14 protein-coding genes and 1 pseudogene are annotated in these 18,093 nt (G+C 70.5%); 8 read left to right on the top strand and 7 right to left on the bottom strand.

What is annotated here, in order from left to right; genetic code table 11:
- Positions 1–65 precede the first annotated feature (65 nt).
- On the top strand, positions 66–1,526 hold the full coding sequence (locus ABCR83_RS27840) for an MFS transporter (protein WP_462697968.1): 1,461 nt from the start codon (positions 66–68) through the stop codon (positions 1,524–1,526).
- Here the strand turns inward: ABCR83_RS27840 and cutA are convergent.
- Positions 1,490–1,819: a divalent-cation tolerance protein CutA gene (gene cutA, locus ABCR83_RS27835; protein ID WP_462697967.1), complete on the bottom strand. Its 330-nt coding sequence runs from the start codon at positions 1,817–1,819 to the stop codon at positions 1,490–1,492. The genes ABCR83_RS27840 and cutA overlap by 37 nt on opposite strands.
- 65 nt (positions 1,820–1,884) lie before the next feature.
- Between cutA and ABCR83_RS27830 the strand changes: the two genes are divergently transcribed.
- On the top strand, positions 1,885–2,193 hold the full coding sequence (locus ABCR83_RS27830) for a hypothetical protein (protein ID WP_462697966.1): 309 nt from the start codon (positions 1,885–1,887) through the stop codon (positions 2,191–2,193).
- Positions 2,194–2,215: 22 nt separating this feature from the next.
- Here the strand turns inward: ABCR83_RS27830 and ABCR83_RS27825 are convergent, their stop codons facing one another.
- The 5 genes from ABCR83_RS27825 to ABCR83_RS27805 form a co-directional block, all read right to left on the bottom strand.
- Positions 2,216–2,857 carry an N-acetylmuramoyl-L-alanine amidase gene (locus ABCR83_RS27825; protein ID WP_462697965.1) on the bottom strand — a complete coding sequence of 214 codons (642 nt, stop codon included), beginning with the start codon at positions 2,855–2,857 and terminating at the stop codon, positions 2,216–2,218.
- 465 nt (positions 2,858–3,322) lie between these two features.
- Positions 3,323–3,826: an ATP-binding protein gene (locus ABCR83_RS27820; protein ID WP_462697964.1), complete on the bottom strand. Its 504-nt coding sequence runs from the start codon at positions 3,824–3,826 to the stop codon at positions 3,323–3,325.
- 287 nt (positions 3,827–4,113) lie between these two features.
- Positions 4,114–4,881: an enoyl-CoA hydratase/isomerase family protein gene (locus ABCR83_RS27815; protein ID WP_462697963.1), complete on the bottom strand. Its 768-nt coding sequence runs from the start codon at positions 4,879–4,881 to the stop codon at positions 4,114–4,116.
- A gap of 116 nt (positions 4,882–4,997) precedes the next feature.
- Positions 4,998–6,215: a L,D-transpeptidase gene (locus tag ABCR83_RS27810; protein ID WP_462697962.1), complete on the bottom strand. Its 1,218-nt coding sequence runs from the start codon at positions 6,213–6,215 to the stop codon at positions 4,998–5,000.
- 209 nt (positions 6,216–6,424) lie between these two features.
- Positions 6,425–7,639, bottom strand: coding sequence for a L,D-transpeptidase (locus tag ABCR83_RS27805; RefSeq protein WP_462697961.1), 1,215 nt, complete (start codon positions 7,637–7,639; stop codon positions 6,425–6,427).
- Positions 7,640–7,839: 200 nt separating this feature from the next.
- Here ABCR83_RS27805 and glgX point away from each other — a divergent pair, with 200 nt between their 5' ends.
- From glgX to pdxR, 5 genes and pseudogenes are all read left to right on the top strand, one after another.
- The gene (glgX, locus tag ABCR83_RS27800; protein WP_462697960.1) at positions 7,840–10,173 is read left to right on the top strand and encodes a glycogen debranching protein GlgX; all 2,334 of its coding nucleotides are present in this window, start codon (positions 7,840–7,842) and stop codon (positions 10,171–10,173) included.
- 34 nt (positions 10,174–10,207) lie between these two features.
- Complete coding sequence (locus ABCR83_RS27795) at positions 10,208–12,010, top strand: ABC transporter ATP-binding protein (protein ID WP_462697959.1); 1,803 nt, start codon at positions 10,208–10,210, stop codon at positions 12,008–12,010.
- A complete protein-coding gene (locus tag ABCR83_RS27790) occupies positions 12,007–13,872 on the top strand; it encodes an ABC transporter ATP-binding protein (protein WP_462697958.1) in 1,866 nt (621 codons plus the stop codon). Before ABCR83_RS27795 ends, ABCR83_RS27790 begins: the two co-directional genes overlap by 4 nt.
- Positions 13,873–13,921: 49 nt before the next feature.
- Positions 13,922–14,295 (top strand): annotated as a pseudogene (locus tag ABCR83_RS27785) (MerR family transcriptional regulator).
- Between the two features lie 57 nt (positions 14,296–14,352).
- Complete coding sequence (gene pdxR, locus ABCR83_RS27780) at positions 14,353–15,780, top strand: MocR-like pyridoxine biosynthesis transcription factor PdxR (protein WP_462697957.1); 1,428 nt, start codon at positions 14,353–14,355, stop codon at positions 15,778–15,780.
- A 29-nt stretch (positions 15,781–15,809) separates the two neighbouring features.
- On the opposite strand, the gene ABCR83_RS27775 is transcribed toward pdxR, so the two are convergent.
- Positions 15,810–16,856: a hypothetical protein gene (locus ABCR83_RS27775; protein ID WP_462697980.1), complete on the bottom strand. Its 1,047-nt coding sequence runs from the start codon at positions 16,854–16,856 to the stop codon at positions 15,810–15,812.
- A gap of 287 nt (positions 16,857–17,143) precedes the next feature.
- On the opposite strand from ABCR83_RS27775, the gene ABCR83_RS27770 reads away from it, so the two are divergent.
- Positions 17,144–18,073, top strand: coding sequence for a serine hydrolase (locus ABCR83_RS27770; RefSeq protein ID WP_462697956.1), 930 nt, complete (start codon positions 17,144–17,146; stop codon positions 18,071–18,073).
- Positions 18,074–18,093 lie beyond the last annotated feature (20 nt).

Raw genomic sequence — 18,093 nt, 5'->3', positions numbered from 1 at the left:
GTCGCACGCCATGGTTACAGAAGATGACCGCTGTAACAACTCGTGCACCAAGGGGGTAACACTTCATGCAAAGATCACGCCGGCCGGCACTGGCGGTGCTGTGCATCGGGCAGTTGATGGTCATTCTCGACGGGACGATCGTCAATGTGGCCCTGCCGTCCATCCAGGGCGATCTCGGCTTCTCGGCCCCGGGCCTCGCCTGGGTGGTCAACGCCTATCTGGTCCCGTTCGGCGGACTGCTGCTGCTGGCGGGGCGGCTGGGCGACCTGATCGGGCGCAAGCGCGTCTTCGTCACCGGGCTGGCCCTGTTCACCGCCGCGTCCCTGCTGTGCGGCCTGTCCGTCAACGCGCCCATGCTGCTGGCCTCCCGCTTCCTCCAGGGCGCGGGCGGCGCGGTGACCTCGGCCGGCACCCTGGGGATGGTGGTCACGCTCTTCCCCGAGGCCAAGGAGCGGGCGAAGGCCATCGGGGTCTACAGCTTCGTCCAGTCCGCGGGCGGTTCGATCGGACTGCTGGTGGGCGGTGTGCTCACCCAGACCGTCAACTGGCACTGGATCTTCTTCGTCAATGTGCCGATCGGGCTGGCGGCCGCGCTGCCGGCCGGGCGGGTGCTCACCGCCGAGCGGGGTGCCGGGTTCGGCCGGGGCATCGACGCGGTGGGAGCGCTGCTGGTCACCTCCGCGCTGACGCTGGGCGTCTACACCATCGTCGGAACCGCCGGCCACGGCTGGGGCTCGCCCCACACCCTGGCCTTCGGCGCCGCCGCGCTCGTACTGCTCGCCGCGTTCGTCGTCCGCCAGGCGAAGGCGGCCGAACCGCTCGTCCCGCTGCGGGTGTTCCGCTCCCGCAACGCATCGGGAGCCATGGTCGCGCAGGCCCTGATGGTGGCGGGCATGTTCAGCTTCCAATTCTTGACGGTGCTCTATCTGCAGAAGGTGCTGGGCCTCGACGAGACGCACACCGGACTCGGCATCCTCCCGGTGCCGTTGGCGATCGGCGCGCTCTCACTCGGCCTCGCCCCCAGGCTGATCGCCCGCTTCGGCCCGCGCCGGGTGCTGCTGCCCGGGCTCCTGCTGATCGTCGCGGGCCTGCTCCTGTTGAGCCTCGTCGCGGCGGACGGCGCCTACCCGACGGACGTACTGCCCGCCCTGCTGCCGCTCGGGGTCGGCTTCGGACTGGCCATGCCCGCGCTGGCCACCCTCGCCATGTCCTCCGCCACCCCCGAGGACTCCGGGATCGCCTCCGGCCTGTTCAACACCATGCAGCAGATCGGCGCCGCCTTCGGGCTGGCGATCCTGAGCACCCTGGCGACCTCGCGCACCCACTCCCTGCTGGTGGGCGGGGCGGGCAACGCCCAGGCTCTCACCGGCGGTTACCAACTCGCCTTCCGGGTGGGCGCGGGCTTCGTCGGGGCCGCGCTCGTGGTCGCCGTGACCGTACTGCGCCCCGGCGGCGCTCCAGCCCCCGCCGCCCGTCACCGGCCCCCGTCTCAGGACCGCGTCTCCCGCCGCAGCCAGGCCAGATAGTCGTCGCTGCCCGCCGTGATCGGCGTCGCGACGATCTCCGGTACGTCATAGGGGTGTTCGGCCTTGAGGTGGCGCTCCAGGTCCGGGTACCGCGCGTCCGTGGTCTTGTAGAGCACCCGCCACTCACGGTCGGTCCGGACCCGGCCCTGCCACTGGTAGACGCTGGTGATGGGCCCGTCGATCTGCGCGCACGCGGCGAGGTGGTGCTCGATCGCCGTGGCGGCGAGCCGCCGGGCGGACTCCTCGCCGTCGGTGGTGGTCATCACCATGACGCACTGGGGGGCTTCGGGCATGGCGCCGACCGTACCGCAGCGGAGCGCGGGCGGCGTTGTCAGTGGTGGCGCGTACGCTCACCGGCATGAGTTACGCAGACCTGCGCGAACTCCACAGCGCGCTACGCACCGCTTCGGACATCGCCTACTCGCTCGAGGAAACCCCCACCCCCCAGGAGACCGAGCAGCTGCTGGACGCCCTGCAGCGCGCCCTGACCGCGAGCCGTGCCCTGGCCGCGGCGCACGGCGCGACGGGGTGCGCGCTGCACCCCAAGGGCGCCGTGGATCCCCTGTACGGCGACGAGGAGGATCCGCTGCCCCCGGGCTGGGGGCGGTGCCTGCTGTGCAATGACGGGCGGCGGCGGGCGAGCGCGCAGCGCAGGGGGTGGCGATGAGGGGTGGCGACGGGGCGGGTGGTCAGGCCTGGGTCACCAGGTCCATATAACGGCCCCAGTCCCAGTAGGGGCCGGGGTCGGTATGGGTGGAGCCCGGCACTTCGACATGGCCGATGATGCGCTCCCGGGTTCTGGGGATGCCATGGCGGTCGCAGATGGCGGCGGTGAGGGTGGCCGAGGAGCGGTACATCGCCTCGGTGAAGTACTCGGGGCGGTCGACCCAGCCCTCGTGCTCGATTCCGATGCTGCGGGTGTTGTAGTCCCAGTTGCCCGCGTGCCAGGCGATGTCCTTTTCGCGGACGAACTGTCCGACGTAGCCGTCGGCGGAGGCGACCAGGTAGTGCGCCGAGACCTTCGCCTGCGGGTCCTGGAAGATCTTTATCGTGTCGGGGAACGTCTCCTGGGTCACATGGATGACCACGAAGTCGACCGGATAGCTGCGGGGGCGGCTGGAGGCCGTGTAGTTGGCGCTGCTGGCCGGTATCCAGTGGGCGGGCGGATAGGCGTCGGGCCGGGAGGAGCCGGGCCGGCCGGAGTCGGCCGCGGAGGATGCGGGGCCGACGCTGAAGGCGGTGGCCATGCCGAGCGCCGCGGCCCCGAAGAGGGTGGCGGCGCCGCCCAGGGCACGGCGACGGGGCAGGCCGGGGGTGGGGTTCTGGTCCATGGGGGGGCTCCCGGGTCCGTTGTCGGTCCATGGCACTGCTCAAGACGAGGACATGACACCCGGAGTCAAGGCCGCCCGCAAGCACCGGCACGGCAAAAGGCACGGCACATTTCCTTGGACACCCCCGTGAACACCGTCCGCAGGCGCCATGTGGACCAGACTAGGGATGCATAGACATAGGAAGCGCATCCGATCTATTCATGGAATGAAAGGTGAGTGTCACAACTCACCTTTGATTGCCGAGAGTCACTGAGGAGATTGCCCGCTTATGTCCCGATAGCCGCTTTGGGTCCGTGCGTCCCGTCTGCCATAGTCGGAGCCACGACCCCCATTGACCCGGGCCACGTCGTCAACACCGCCGCGGAGCACACCCCGACTTCTCCGCGGCGCCACGAAGAGGCCCCCGGCCTGTCGGACCACGACGGATGGGGGGCCTCTTCGCGTGGCGAGCCGGCGTGACGCCCGTCAGCGATCCACGATCCGCATCTCGAACCAGGTGGTCTTGCCGCGCGCCAGTAGATCCACTCCCCAGCGGTCCGAGAGCCGGTCGACCAGGAACAGGCCGCGCCCGCTGGTGTCGAACTCGCCCACCGGCAGCAGGCAGGGCAGCCCCCGGGAGGGATCGCGCACCTCCATCCGCATCCAGCCCCGGCGGCGCAGCATGCGCAGCCCGAAGTAGCGCGCACCGGTGTGCCGGACGGCATTGCCGACGAGCTCGGAGACCAGCAGCACCGCATGCTCGGCGAGCTGCGCCGAGAGCCCCCACTGGAACAGCGCGACGGACTGGGTCAGCCGGCGGGCGGCGACGGCGGACTCGGGGCGAGAGGGCAGCCGGGCCTCCCCCAGGTGGGGATTGCCATAGCGCTCAAGCGCCTTGAACGCCGATTCATCCGCAACGGTCGGGGTCCACCGCGCAGGGGCCGTGCCCATCCTGTGCCGCGGCTGATCCGTTCCCTCCAGGCCCGCCATGCACCCCATCATGGCCGCCGAAAAGCCGCCATGGAGGGGAACGACTGGATTCAGCGGAGCGGAAGCCTTGGTTCCAAGGTGCTGTCGCGACATATGCCAGCGGCCCGTCCGCGATCCGGAAAGCGGGGCTGACCTGCGACGGGCCCTGGCATTCGAAGAGGCGACAAGCGTATGGAACAAGGTCATTCCGAGGGGCGCGGCCGACCGGAAGAATTCCCCCACAAGAGGCAACCGCCGGTGCCCGCGCCCACGACCCGGCCCTCAACGCCCGGATTGCAAGCCCGAGTTCAGCTGAACTTTGCCTTGCCGGGCCCGTCCTCGACAAAACTGCGCATACCGATCTCGCGGTCCTCGGTCGCGAACAGGCCCGCGAACCAGTTGCGCTCAATGGCGAGTCCGGTGTCGATGTCGGTCTCCAGCCCGGCGTCCACCGCCTCCTTCGCGGCGCGCAGCGCGATCGCGGGCCCGGTGGCGAGCCGGGCCGCCCAGGCGTGTGCCTGCTCATGGACCTCCGCGGCCGGCACGACCCGGTCCACCAGGCCGATGGCGAGCGCCTCTTCGGCCTTCACCTGACGGCCGGTGAAGATGAGGTCCTTGGCCTTGGACGGGCCGACCAGCCGCGCCAGCCGCTGGGTTCCGCCGGCCCCGGGGATGAGGCCGAGCAGGATCTCCGGCTGGCCGAGCTTGGCGTTCTCGGCGGCGATCCGGAAGTCGGCGCAGAGCGCGAGCTCACAACCGCCGCCCAGGGCATAGCCGGTGACGGCGGCGACCACGGGCTTGGGGATGCGGGCGACGGCGGTGAAGGAGTCCTGCAGGGCCCGGGACCGGTCGACCATGGCGGCATGATCCATGATCTGCATCTCCTTGATGTCCGCACCGGCCGCGAACACCTTCTCACCGCCCCACAGCACCACGGCCCGCACGTCGGTGCGCCGGGCCGCCTCCTCGGCCAGTTCGCGCAGCCGGTCCTGGGTGGCGATGTCCAGCGCGTTCATCGGCGGACGGTCCAGTCGAATGGTGCCGACGCCCTCGGCGACCTCAAGATGCACAGTCATGGGGAGAGATTAGCCGCGGGGGATCCGGGGGTCTCCCCCGGAAGACACCGCATACCGGGTGGCACCGGTGCGCTTGGTCACAGCGCACCGGTGCCACCGGGGCGGCCGAGGGAGTGTCAGCTGCCCGCCGTCCACTGGGACCACGGCATGTTCCAGCCGTTGAGGCCGTTGTCCGGCTGGATCGTTTTGTCAGGGGAGTTCTTCACGATGACGACATCGCCGATGAGCGAGTTCTTGTAGAACCAGGAAGCGGGCGTGGAGGGGTCGCCGCCGCCACGTTCGTCGAACAGGCCCACGCAGCCGTGGCTGGCGTTCTCCGAGCCGAAGACGCCCTCGCCGGACCAGTAGTTGCCGTGGATGAAGGTGCCGGAGGTGGACAGGCGCATGGCGTGCGGCACGTCCTTGATGTCGTACTCGCCGCCGAAGCCGACGGTGTCGCCGTTCATCCGCGTCACGTCGTACTTCTCGCTGATGACCATCTGGCCGTTGTAGGTCGAGTGGCCGGAGGCGCCCGCCGTTATCGGGATGGTCTTGACGACCTTGCCGTCCCGCTCGACGGTCATCTCGTGCTTCGCGGCGTCGACCGTGCTCACCTGGTTGCGGCCTATGGTGAACTTCGTCGTCTTGTTCTGGGTGCCGTAGACGCCCTCGCGGCCCTCGACTCCGTCGAGGTTCATGCTGAGCGTCACCTTGGTGCCGGGTGCCCAGTACTTCTCCGGCCGGAAGTCGAGCCGGTCGTTGCCGAACCAGTGGCCCTTGATGGGCACGGACGGCTCGGCGGTGACCTTGACCGCCTTCTCGACCGCCTTGGGATCGGTGATGCCACGGCTGAAGTTGAGCGACACCGGCATGCCGACACCGACCTCGCCGCCGTCCTCCGGGGTGAAGTAGCCGACGAAGGTGTTCTTCGGAGTGAGCGTGGTGAAGGTCGCGTGCTTGGCGGACTCGCGGCCGTCCTTGTCCTTGGCGACCGCGTCCACGGTGTACTTGGTGGCGGCGGCCAGGTGGCCGGCCGGCTCCCAGGCCGAGCCATTGGCCGATATCCTGCCGTCGACCGGCCGGCCCTTGCCGTCGGCGACCTTGACCGACGTCAGACTGCCCTGCTCCGCGGTGACCTTGAGCACCCCACTGGTGCCGACGTCGTTCGCCCCGTCCTTCGGTGCGATCGACACCACGGCCCGCGACGCCTCGTCCCCGCCGAGCCTGCCGCCCGCCTTCTTGCCGCTGTCGGAACCGCCGCTGCACGCGGTCGCCAGGGTCAGCGCCGTCCCCAGCAGCAGCGCGGACAGCACACGACGGCGCCCCCGGCTCCCGGATATCGGCTGCACGTTCAAAACGGTCGTCTCCCCTCGCACGGCCCGCGGCCACGCGGCGCCCCCAGGACGGCCTCCCCCGTGATCGCACGAAGGCCGTAGCGCCATAGGCGCATGCCGCTAGATAACCATACGCATCGGACAGTGCCGCCCCGGCGATTGTCACCGTTCGGTCGCAAGTGCCCCGGCATTCCCGCCGAACAGCCACAACCGGGGCACCAATTGGCGGATCAGCCCACCGGGCCGAGCGCGGAGCCGGCCCGCCAGGCCTGCCAGGACATGTTCCAGCCGCCCAGCCCGTTGTCCGGGGTCACCGCCCGCCCCCAGGAGTTGACCACCTCGACCACGTCGCCGATCAGGGACGCGTCATAGAACCAGGCCGCCGGGGTGGCCTGGCCACCGCCCTCGACATCCCGCAGCCCGATGCAGCCATGACTGACGTTGCGGGTGCCGAACGCCCCGGGAGGCGCCCAGTAGTTGCCGTGCAGGAACGTCCCGGAACCGGTCAGCCGCATCGCATGCGGCACATCCGTGATGTCGTACTCGCCGCCGAAGCCGACCGTGTCCCCGTTCATCCGCGTCACATCGAACTTCTCGCTGATCACCATCTTGCCGCCGTAGGTGGCGCTGCCCCGGCCGCCCGCCGTGATCGGCAGAGTCCTCAACCGGGTGCCGTCGCGCTGGACGTCCATGGTGTGCGCGGCGGCGTCCACCGTGCTGATCTGGCTGCGGCCGACGGTAAAGGTCACGGTCTTGTTCTGGGTGCCGTACACCCCCGCCGCACCGCGCACATCACGCAGCCGCAGATCCAGGGTGACCACGGTGCCGGGCCGCCAGTAGGAGCGCGGGCGGAAGTCCAGCCGGGACGAGCCGAACCAGTGCGCGGCGACCTCCGTGGCCGGCCTGGCGCGGACCCGGATCGCCCGCTCCACCGCGGCCCGGTCGGCGATCGGACGGCTGAACCCAAACGAGACGATCATGCCGGTGCCGACCGTGGAACGGGGCGCGGGAGTGAAGTAGCCGATGAAACGATGCTCCGGTACATACGTCCTGAACTCGGTGTGCCGGGCGGCCCGATGACCCGCCGAGTCCCTGCCGACCGCGTCCACCGTATAGCGGGCCGCCAGCCCCAAAGGGCCGCCCAGCGGCCGCCAGCTGCGGCCGTCGGCGGAGATCCGCCCCTCGACCGTCCGCCGGCCGCTGTCCCAGAGCTCGGCCACCCGCACCCGCTCCAGCCTGCCGTCCGGCACCCGCACCTCGAAGGGGTCCATGGCCCGCACGTCCTTCGCGCCGTCGCGCGGAGTGACCCGGATCAGCTCGGCGGCCGGGCGCTCGTCATCCGTGAGCGTCTCCTTGGGGGCGCCCGCGACGCACCCGCCGAGCAGGGCGAGGGCGGCCAGCACGAACAGTCCGCGCACGGCGCGCGGCAGCGCAAAAGGTGTCACAACGGTCCCAACGACACGGTTCCCCACGGGAAACGTCACTGCACTCCCTTGCTGCGCCCGGTCACACGTGTGAGCGCATGCGCGGAACCGGGCAGGAGTGGGAAGTACGGAAGACAGAACGGCAACCAGGGCAACATCGCCAGACACCCGGAACGGGAAGCCAGGTGCCCGGCGGGCTACCCGAGAGCCGCCGGAGGCAAATGGTGTCGACCCCGCCCGAGCAAGAGACGGAACAGAGCGTCAGGTTCATCACCGGACCCGGCGCCCCGCCCCCCACCACCGCCGTCAACGGCCACCAGCACGCCGAGGACACCGCGGTCTGGCCCGGCAGCCCCGAACCGCTGGGCGCCCGGTTCACGGTGGGCCCCGGCCAGGTGGCCGGGACCAACTTCGCCCTCTGGGCGGCCGGTGCGGAGGCCGTCGAGCTCTGCCTGTTCCACGACGACGAAACCGGCACCGAACGCGAAACCCGCCATCCACTGCCCGAGTTGACCCATGAGACCTGGCACGGCTTCCTGCCCGGCGTACTGCCCGGACAGCGCTACGGCTACCGGGTGCACGGCCGCTGGGACCCCTGGACGGGCGCCCGCTGGAACCCCGCGAAACTGCTCCTGGACCCCTATGCGCGCGCCGTGGACGGCGACTTCGGAACCTTCCGGGACGGGCACCGCAGGCTGCCGCCCGAGGTGTACGGCCATGTCCGCGACTGGCCCCAGCAGCACATCGCCGACACCGTCCGCGACGAACGGGACTCCGCCCCGCACGTCCCCAAGGGCGTGGTCGTCGCCGACGGGGACCGCGCCACCGGCCGCCGCCCCGCCACCCCCTGGGCCGACACCGTCCTCTACGAACTGCACATACGCGGCTTCACCAAGCTCCACCCCCAGGTGCCCGAACCGCTGCGCGGCACCTATGCCGGCCTCGCCCACCCCGCGGCCGTGGAACACCTGGTCCGGCTGGGGATAACCGCGGTGGAACTGCTGCCCGTGCACCAGTTCGCGCACGAGGACCATCTGCTGCGCCGCGGACTGCGCAACTACTGGGGCTACAACTCCATCGGCTACTTCGCACCCCACGCCGGCTACTCCGCCTCCGGCACCCGCGGCACCCAAGTGGGCGAATTCAAGCGGATGGTACGGGCCCTGCACACCGCGGGCATCGAAGTCATCCTCGATGTGGTCTACAACCACACCGCCGAAGGCGGCGAGCTGGGACCCACCCTCTCCCTGCGCGGCATCGACAACCGCCGCTGCTACCGGCTGGGGACCGACCCCCGCCGCTACGCCGACTACACCGGCTGCGGCAACACCCTGCACGTCATCCAGCCGAACGTGCTGCGGCTGATCACCGACTCGCTGCGCTACTGGGTGCTGGACATGGGAGTCGACGGCTTCCGCTTCGACCTGGCCTCGGCACTGGCCAGGACCACACCCGACGTCGACCCGCTGGCACCGTTCCTCAGCACCGTCGCCCAGGATCCCGTACTGCGCACCGTCAAGCTCATCGCCGAGCCCTGGGACATCGGCCCCGGCGGCTACCAGGTGGGCGGCTTCCCCCCGCCGTGGTCCGAGTGGAACGACCGCTACCGGGACGCGGTGCGCGACTTCTGGCGGGGCGCGCTGCCGGACGTACGGGACCTCGGCTACCGGCTCTCCGGCTCCAGCGACCTCTACGGCCGCGGCGGCCGGCGCCCCTGCGCCTCCGTCAACTTCATCACCGCGCACGACGGCTTCACCCTGCGCGACCTGGTCAGCTACGAACGCAAACACAACGAGACCAACGGCGAGGGCAACCGGGACGGCGGCAACGACAACCGGTCCTGGAACTGCGGCACCGAGGGCGAAACCGAGGACCCGGCCGTACGCGCCCTGCGCAAGCGGCAGATGCGCAACCTGCTCACCACCCTGCTGCTCTCCACCGGCGTGCCGATGCTGGTCGCCGGCGACGAGATGGGCCGCACCCAGGGCGGCAACAACAACGCCTACTGCCAGGACAACGAGACCGGCTGGCTCGACTGGTCACTGCCCCAGACCCCCGCCTGGCGCCCGCTCACCGACCTGGTCACCCGGCTGCTCGCGCTGCGCCGCACCCACCCCGTGCTGCGCAGCCGGTCCTTCTTCTCCGGCCACCCGCGCGACGGGGACGGCCCGCCCGACCTGGCCTGGTTCACGGCCGAGGGCACCGAGATGACGGAGGCCGACTGGTACACCCCCACCGTCACCCTCGGCATGTACCTCTCCGGCCGGGACATCCCACAGCGCCGCCCCGACGGCGGCCCGGTCACCGACGACAGCTTCCTGATCGTCCTGCACGCCGGTGCCACCCCCATCAACTTCACCCTGCCCGGCCCGCCCTGGGCCACCGCGTACGAACTGCTGGTGGACACCTCCCGGGAGGACCAGCACACCGCACCCGGCGTACGCCGCAACGCGGCCTCCCGCACCGTGGTACCCGCCCGGTCGGTGCTGCTGCTGGCGGTGACCCGGCCGCCGGCCGTCCCTCCGGCGGAAGTCCTAGGCGGAAAAACCGAGTGAGCGTTGTCAGTGCCGGAACGTACGCTCGCCACTGATGGCCGGAACCGAGGAAGAGACCAGACCCGCCGAGCACCGCTCCACCGTCCGCTCGCTGCTGCGCCTGTGGCCATACGTCCGGCCGGTGCGCGGCAGGCTGGCGGCCGCCACCGGCACAGCGGTGGTCGCCTCCTGCATGAGCCTGGTCATCCCGCTCGCCCTCAAGTGGATCGTGGACGGCCCGATCGCCGGCCACGATCCGTCCGGAGTCTGGCTGGGCGGCCTGCTCATCCTGCTCCTCGGGGTGCTGGAGGCCGGGCTCTTCGGAGTCCGGCGGATGCTGGTGGCGGGCCCGCTGACCCAGGTCGAGGCCACCATGCGCGCGGCTCTCTACCGCCATCTGCAGCGGCTGCCGGTCTCCTTCCACGACCGCTGGCCCTCCGGCCAGTTGCTCTCCCGCGCTACCACCGACCTGATGCTGCTGCGCATCTTCCTGGCCTTCGGGGTGACCTTCCTGGTGGTCAACGGGCTGACGATCGTGATCGGCTTTGTCATCCTGCTGCTCCAGAAGTGGACCCTGGGCCTGGTCCTGCTCGCTCCGGTCATCCCGCTGGTCATCCTGTGCCGGTATTTCGAGGAGCGCTACTCCCAGGCCGCGCGCCTGTCACAGGACCAGGTCGGCGATGTGACGACGGTCGTCGAGGAGAGCGTCCTGGGCATCCGCATCATCAAGGGCTTCGGCCAACACCGCGGCCAGGAGCGGGCCTTCGCCGCCCTCACCGCCCGGCTGCGCACCACGGAGCTGCGCAAGGCGGACCTGCTGGGGGTGCTCTGGGGCCTGATCATGGCGCTGCCCGAGCTGGCGATCGGGGCCGCGCTGGTGCTCGGCGTGGGGCAGGTCGCCGACGGCCGGCTGTCGGCCGGAACCCTGGTGGCATTTCTGTCGACGGCGCTGGCGCTGCGCTGGCCGGTGGAGTCCATGGGCTTCCTGCTCGCGATCTCCAATGAGTCGGCGACGGCGACCGACCGCTACTTCGAGGTCCTGGACGCCCAGGCCCCGGCGGCCGATTCCTCGCGGCCGGTGCGCCCCGCGCAGCAGGACGGACTGCGCCTGGAGGGCGTGGAGTTCCGCTACCCCGACGCCCCACCGGAGGCGCCACCGGTGCTGCGCGGCATCGACCTGCACATCCGGCCCGGCGAGACCATGGCCCTGGTCGGCGCCACGGGCTGCGGCAAGACCACGCTGACCGCGCTGATTCCCCGGCTCCACGAGGCCACCGCCGGCCGGATCACCCTGGACGGCCAGGAGATCACCGAACTGCCGCGCGAGCGCCTGCGCGAACTGGTGTCGGTCGCCTTCGAGGAACCCACCCTCTTCTCCGCCAGCGCGGGGGAGAACGTCCTGATGGGCGCGGAGCACGCCCAGGAGGCCGATCTCGACCGCGCGTTGGCGGTCGCCCAGGCCGGCTTTGTGCACTCCCTCCCCGAGGGCCACCGCACCCAGGTCGGCGAGCAGGGGCTGAGCCTGTCCGGCGGCCAGCGCCAACGCCTGGCGCTGGCCCGGGCGGTGGTCGGCAAGCCGCGCTTCCTGGTCCTGGACGACCCGCTCTCCGCACTCGATGTACACACCGAGGCCCTGGTCGAGCAGGCGTTGCGCAAGGTGCTGGCGACCACCACCGCGCTGGTCGTCGCCCACCGCCCGTCCACCGTGTTGCTCGCCGACCGGGTCGCCCTGCTGTCGCGAGGACGGATAGCCGCGGTGGGCACCCACCAGGAACTGCTGCACAGCAACCGGGAGTACGCCTCGTTGATGTCCGGTCAGGAGCGCCAACCAGCCACCCGAGGAGACGCCTCACCATGACCACCACCGTCTCCGGCCAGCCCACCACCGAGGACGACCACGCCGTCCGTCCGGCCCCGGCATCCGGCACCGACGACAGCGTCGGCCGGGATGTGCTGCCCACTCCCAAGGGCGCCTCGCTGGCCCTGCTGCGTTCGCTGCTCGCCCCCGCCAAGGGGCGGGTCCGGCTGACCGTCCTCCTGCTGCTCCTCCAGCAGGCCGCCGTGCAGGCCGGGCCGCTGCTGGTCGCCTATGCGATCGACCGGGGCGTGCCCGCCGTCCGCCGCCATGACTACGGCCCCCTGGTGGCCGTCGGCGTCACCTATCTCTGCACCGCCCTCGCCTCGGGCCTGTTCCAGCTGTGGTTCATCCAACTGTCCGCCCGCGTCGGCCAGAACGCCCTGCTGGATCTGCGCGGCCGCATCTTCCGGCACGCCCAGACGCTCAGCGTCGACTTCCACGAGCGCTATACCTCCGGCCGGCTGATCTCCCGCGCCACCACCGATATCGAGGCGCTGCGGGAGCTGCTCAACGACGGCCTCCAGGAGCTCATGGGCATCCTCGCCTCGGTGGTGCTGGTGTCGGCGACCCTGCTGTGGCTGGACTGGGGCACCGGCGCGGCGGCCCTGCTCTCCTTCGCCCCCCTGTGGCTGCTGGTCCGCTGGTACGGGCGCCGTTCGCTGGCCATCCACCGCGGCAAATCCACGGCCATCGCGGCGGTCATCGTCAAGTTCACCGAGACCATGAACGGCATCCGGCCCGTCCAGGCGTTCCGCCGCGAGCGCGTCAACGAGACACACTTCGACGAGCTCAACCGGCGCCATCAGCACACCAATCGGGACGCCATGATCTCCATGGGCCGCTATGTGATGTCCTCCCGGCTGATCTGCAATGTCACCCTGGCCGCGATCGTGGTCTGGGGCGCCTACCGGGTGGCCTCCGGCGATCTGGGCCTGGGGGTGCTGGCGGCGGCGGTGCTGTATCTGCGGCGCCTCTATGAACCGGTCGACCAGCTGGGCATGTTCCTCAACTCCTACCAGTCCGCCGCCGCTTCACTGGAGAAGATCGCGGGTCTGCTCGCCCAGCGCCCCTCCGTGCCCGAACCGGACACCCCCCGGCCGCTGCCCGAGCGCCCCGCCGGCCGTCCCGGCCGCGAGGTCGTCTTCGAGGGCGTGAGCTTCGGCTACCGCACGGGCGGCGAGGTGCTGCCCCGCTTCGACCTCACCCTGGCCGCCGGGCAGACCGTCGCCGTCGTCGGCTCCACCGGCGCCGGCAAGTCCACCGTCGCCAAGCTCCTCGCCCGGTTCTACGACCCCACCGAGGGCCGCATCCTGCTGGACGGCGTCTGCCTGCGCGATCTCGCCGTACCGGAACTGCGGCGCGGGGTGGTCATGGTCACCCAGGAGGCGTTCCTCTTCTCCGGCACCATCGCCGACAACATCGCCATCGGCCGCCCGGACGCCACCCGCGCGGACATCGAGCGCGCCGCCAAGGCCATCGGCGCCCATGACTTCATCACCGCCCTGCCCGACGGCTATGACACGGACGTCCGCAAGCGCGGCGGCCGCATCTCGGCGGGCCAGCGCCAACTGGTCTCCTTCGCCCGGGCCCTGCTCGCCGACCCGGCCGTCCTCATCCTCGACGAGGCGACCTCCTCCCTCGACATCCCCGGCGAACGAGCCGTCCAGCGCGCCATGGACACGGTGCTGCGCGGCCGTACGGCCGTGGTCATCGCACACCGCCTGTCCACGGTCGAGATCGCGGACCGGGTGCTGGTGATGGCCGACGGCCGGGTGGTGGAGGACGGCTCCCCGGCCGAACTCACCGCCGGCACCGGCCGCTTCGCCGAGCTGCACCGGGCCTGGCGGGACAGCCTGGTATGACCTGACTACGCTCACCCTCACCTCGATATGAGCGGGAGAGGAGAAGCGGATGCGCATAGGTGAGCTGTCGGAGCGCACCGGCACCTCCCGCCGGCGCTGCGCTACTACGAGGAGCAGGGGCTGATCGTCGCCGACCGTTCTCCGAACGGCTATCGCGACTACGACGACCGCTATGTGGACCGGGTCCTGCAGATCAGAGGGCTGCTCGACGCCGGGCTGCCCACCAGGCTCATCAAGCAGATCCTCCCCTGCCTGGACAAGCCCCGGATCATCCACTTCTCCGACGCCACCCCGGAGATGCTCGCCGCCCTTGAACACGAGCTCGACCGGATGACCGAACGCGTCGAGTGCCTGACCCGCAACCGGGACGCCATCGCCGAATACCTCGACGCGGTGCGCCACAAGGTCTCCGCGGCGTCATAGCCGGATGGTTCGGGCGGCCGTTCAGGAGTCCGGGCGACCTCCTGTACGGTGCATCCCATGTCGGAATCATGGGTCAATTCGGCCGAGCGAATCGGCAGTGACCTGCACCTCGAGCTCTCCGGTCCGGGCAGCCGCCGCGCCACCCTCATTCGTGCGCTGCGGGACGCCGTCCGGGACGGGCGGCTGGCTCCGGGCACCCGGCTGCCCCCGTACCGCTCGCTGGCCGCCGATCTCGGCGTGGCCCGCAACACCGTCGCCGACGCCTATGCCGAACTGGTCGCCGAGGGCTGGCTGACCGCCCGGCAGGGCTCCGGCACCCGGGTCGCGCCACGCGCCGAGCCCGTCCGGCCCGCCCGGGCACCGAAGCGGGCCCCGGCCCGGCCGGCCCCCGCCCACAACCTGGCCCAGGGGCAGCCGGACGCCGCCTCCTTCCCCCGGACCGCCTGGCTCGCCGCCGCCCGCCGCGCTCTGAACGCCGCGCCCAACGAGGCCTTCGGCCCCGGCGATCCACAGGGCCGGATCGAGCTGCGCCGCGCCCTGGCCGGCTATCTGGCGCGGGCCCGTGGGGTACGCACCACCCCCGACCGGATCGTGGTGTGCTCGGGGTTCGCCCATGCCCTGCGGCTGCTGTTCGGCGGCGGAGTGCTGCGCGGCCCGCTGGCCGTGGAGTCCTATGGGCTGCCCTTCCACCGCGGCATCCTGGAATCCGCCGGCGCCCGCACCGTCCCGCTGCCCATCGACGAACACGGCGCGCTGGTCGAGGAGTTGACCTCGCTGCAGCGGGTACGGGGCGTACTGCTCACCCCCGCCCACCAGTTCCCCACCGGCGGCCCCCTGCACCCCGCCCGGCGCACGGCCGTGGTGGACTGGTCCCGCGCCCGGGGCGGACTGATCCTGGAGGACGACTACGACGGGGAGTTCCGCTATGACCGCGAACCGGTCGGCGCGGTGCAGGGGCTCGACCCGGAACGGGTCGTCTATCTGGGCTCGGTGAGCAAGAGCCTGTCCCCGGCGGTGCGGCTGGGCTGGATGGTGCTGCCCGAGCATCTGGTCGGCGCCGCCCTGACCGCCAAGGGCGAGCGGGAGGCCTGGGCGAGCATCCTCGACCAGCTCACCCTGGCCGAGTTCATCGACTCCGGCCATTACGACCGGCACATCCGGCGGATGCGCCAGCGCTACCGGCAGCGCCGCGACCAGCTGATCGCCATCCTCGCCGAGCGTGCCCCGCACATCACCGCCACGGGCATCGCGGCCGGACTGCACGCCGTACTGCGGCTGCCGCCCGGCACCGAGGAGTCCACGGTCAAGGCCGCCGTCCGGCAGGGGCTCGCCCTGGACGGCCTGGCGGGCTTCCGCCACCCGGACGCCACCATGCCCGCCACGGACGGCCTGGTCGTCGGCTACACCACACCACCGGACCACGCCTATGGCGCGGCACTGGAGGCACTGTGCCGGGCCCTGCCCCCCGGCCCCGGGCCGTCCTGACGAGCTCCTGTTGAACTAAGGCGCCTGAACTAGGACGCCCGCCAAGTGATCGGCTTCGCGCCGTTCTCCGCGCCCTCGTAGGTGAAGGTGGCGGGGCGGTCGCCCTTGGGCACCATGTGGATCGAGCACTGGGTGATCGTGCCGTTCGCCTTCAGCCTGGTGGCGTCCGGGGTGCGGTCCGGGCACTGATCGACCCCGGGGCCGCCGATGTCGAGCAGGGTCAGCTTCGGTATCCGCTGACCTCCGGCGCTCTGCACGGCCACCTTGTCCTGGAGGTCAGGCAGCAGGTCGTACTGCCCGGTGTTGCGGTACTCGATCGTCACGTAGTACGGCACCAGGTTCTTGTCGCCGTCGCTCAGCTTGAAGGCGCTGAGGTCGGACAGGCTCCCCGCGCGCACGCTCTTGGGGGTGAGCTTCACCGGGACCATGTGCTTGTGCATGTCATCGACGACGGTGTCGCCCGAGGCACCCATCTTCAGCACCCCGGCGGGTCCACCGCTCTTGCCGTCGCCGACCTGCCAGACGGCCGTGTCACCACCGTCGTCGGCGTAGGAAACGCTCATCGGCTGCTGCCCCTTGGCCAGCATGACCAGCTTGCAGACCTCCGCCGTGCCGCCCGCGGCGAGCGCCGCCGGGTCGCCCTTGCGGCACTGCTCCGGCATGCCCGGATCCGTGGCCAAGGGGTTGTTGATCAGCATGACCCCCTTGCCGGGCCGGCCGTCCGCACCGATCACGGAGAGCTTGCCTTCCAAGTCGGGCCGGTCCAGGGAGCCCTTGCCGGTGTTGACAAAGGAGACGGTGAGGTAGTAAGGCTCCATGCCCTTGAGGTCGTCATCCAGCCGGACATGGGAGAGATCGGACACCGACCCATGCAGCAGGCTCTTGGGAGTGGCCCTCAGCTGATGCGCCTTCTTCTTGCCGTCCGTCCAGGTCACCTGCTTGGCCCCGGTCTGCAGGGCCACTGGCCTGGCCGCCGCCTTGTCGGCGGACGCCTGCCCCGAGGACGTGTCCTTGGACTCCCCACCACCACACCCCGCGACCAGCAGGAGAACCACTCCCGCCGCCACGGCACCCATCATCCGCCGACGCACTCGCACAACTGCCCCCGTCGTTCCATGATCGTCAGTTCCGTACTGCCGAAAAGCCCGATCGCCCGGACCGACCTGACACACTACCGAACATATTTTCAAGATCAACATGGGGTGGAATTCCCCACATCTGAGCACCCAAGTGTCGGCATGTTCGGCATGTTGCGAAATCTGGACATTCCTCATGCAACTTTCTGTTGAAGTCGCGAGTCATGGGTTGCGGGTTCACCGGGGGGTGAACTTTCCACGCACCACAGAGGGCTGGGGAAGCACTGATGAAGCAGCACCACATATCCCGTCGCACCCATGGCGCACTGGCCGTGACGCTGGCCGCGGGAGTGCTCATACCGATGGCCGCCGGGGAAGGAACCGCCGCGGCCGCGGCGCCGAAGGTGTCCTGCACCTCGGCGAAGGCGGGACTGGCCGCCAAGTTGACCAAGGACATCACCAAGGCGCTGCAGGGCAGGTCCTCCACCGTGGGGATCGCCCTGCACGACAACGCCACCAAGACCACCTGTACCCTGCGGGGCAACCAGCAGTTCGACTCCGCCAGCGTGGTCAAGACAACCATCCTGTCCACCCTGCTGTGGGACGCGGACAAGCACCACCGCAAACTGACCAAGCGTGAGACCGACCTCGCCTACCGCATGATCACCCGGTCGCTCAACGACCCCACCACCGCGCTGTGGGATCAACTCGGCCACCGGAAGATCAACGCATTCCTGAAGGCCGCGGGAATGGACCACACCGTCCTCGGCAACGGCGGCCTGTGGGGCCTCACCCAGATCACCGCACAGGACCAGGAGAAACTCCTCACCCTGTTGACCAACAAGAACAAGGTGCTGACTGACAGTTCCCGTGGTTATGTCCTCGATCTGATGAGCAAGGTCGTCGCCGACCAGCGCTGGGGCACCCCGGCCGGGGCCCCGAAGAACGTGACGGTCCATGTGAAGAACGGCTGGCTGCAGCGCACCGCCTCACGCGACTGGCGCATCAACAGCATTGGCGCCTTCACCGGCCACGGCCGGAACTACACCATGGCGGTGCTCACCCAGAACAACCGCACCATGGACGGCGGCATCGCCACCGTCCAGGCCGTCGCCCGGGCGATCCACAAGGACCTCAACCCGGCCGTGAAGCCCGCCATGCTGATCGCCCCGCCCGCCCATCCGCAGGAGGTCATGCCGCCCCTGCCGCGGCCCTAACCTCAGGTGACAACGGCCCG

The organism is Streptomyces xingningensis, from assembly GCF_054957865.1.
This window is presented reverse-complemented; position numbering and strand designations above follow the sequence as displayed.

What these genes read in the sequence shown, in the direction of transcription:
- ABCR83_RS27840 (WP_462697968.1), top strand. Translation starts at nt 66, where the DNA reads ATGCAAAGATCACGCCGGCCGGCACTGGCGGTGCTGTGCATCGGGCAG.
- cutA (WP_462697967.1), bottom strand. Translation starts at nt 1,819, where the DNA reads ATGCCCGAAGCCCCCCAGTGCGTCATGGTGATGACCACCACCGACGGC.
- ABCR83_RS27830 (WP_462697966.1), top strand. Translation starts at nt 1,885, where the DNA reads ATGAGTTACGCAGACCTGCGCGAACTCCACAGCGCGCTACGCACCGCT.
- ABCR83_RS27825 (WP_462697965.1), bottom strand. Translation starts at nt 2,857, where the DNA reads ATGGACCAGAACCCCACCCCCGGCCTGCCCCGTCGCCGTGCCCTGGGC.
- ABCR83_RS27820 (WP_462697964.1), bottom strand. Translation starts at nt 3,826, where the DNA reads ATGGCGGGCCTGGAGGGAACGGATCAGCCGCGGCACAGGATGGGCACG.
- ABCR83_RS27815 (WP_462697963.1), bottom strand. Translation starts at nt 4,881, where the DNA reads ATGACTGTGCATCTTGAGGTCGCCGAGGGCGTCGGCACCATTCGACTG.
- glgX (WP_462697960.1), top strand. Translation starts at nt 7,840, where the DNA reads ATGGTGTCGACCCCGCCCGAGCAAGAGACGGAACAGAGCGTCAGGTTC.
- ABCR83_RS27795 (WP_462697959.1), top strand. Translation starts at nt 10,208, where the DNA reads ATGGCCGGAACCGAGGAAGAGACCAGACCCGCCGAGCACCGCTCCACC.
- ABCR83_RS27790 (WP_462697958.1), top strand. Translation starts at nt 12,007, where the DNA reads ATGACCACCACCGTCTCCGGCCAGCCCACCACCGAGGACGACCACGCC.
- pdxR (WP_462697957.1), top strand. Translation starts at nt 14,353, where the DNA reads ATGTCGGAATCATGGGTCAATTCGGCCGAGCGAATCGGCAGTGACCTG.
- ABCR83_RS27775 (WP_462697980.1), bottom strand. Translation starts at nt 16,856, where the DNA reads ATGGGTGCCGTGGCGGCGGGAGTGGTTCTCCTGCTGGTCGCGGGGTGT.
- ABCR83_RS27770 (WP_462697956.1), top strand. Translation starts at nt 17,144, where the DNA reads ATGAAGCAGCACCACATATCCCGTCGCACCCATGGCGCACTGGCCGTG.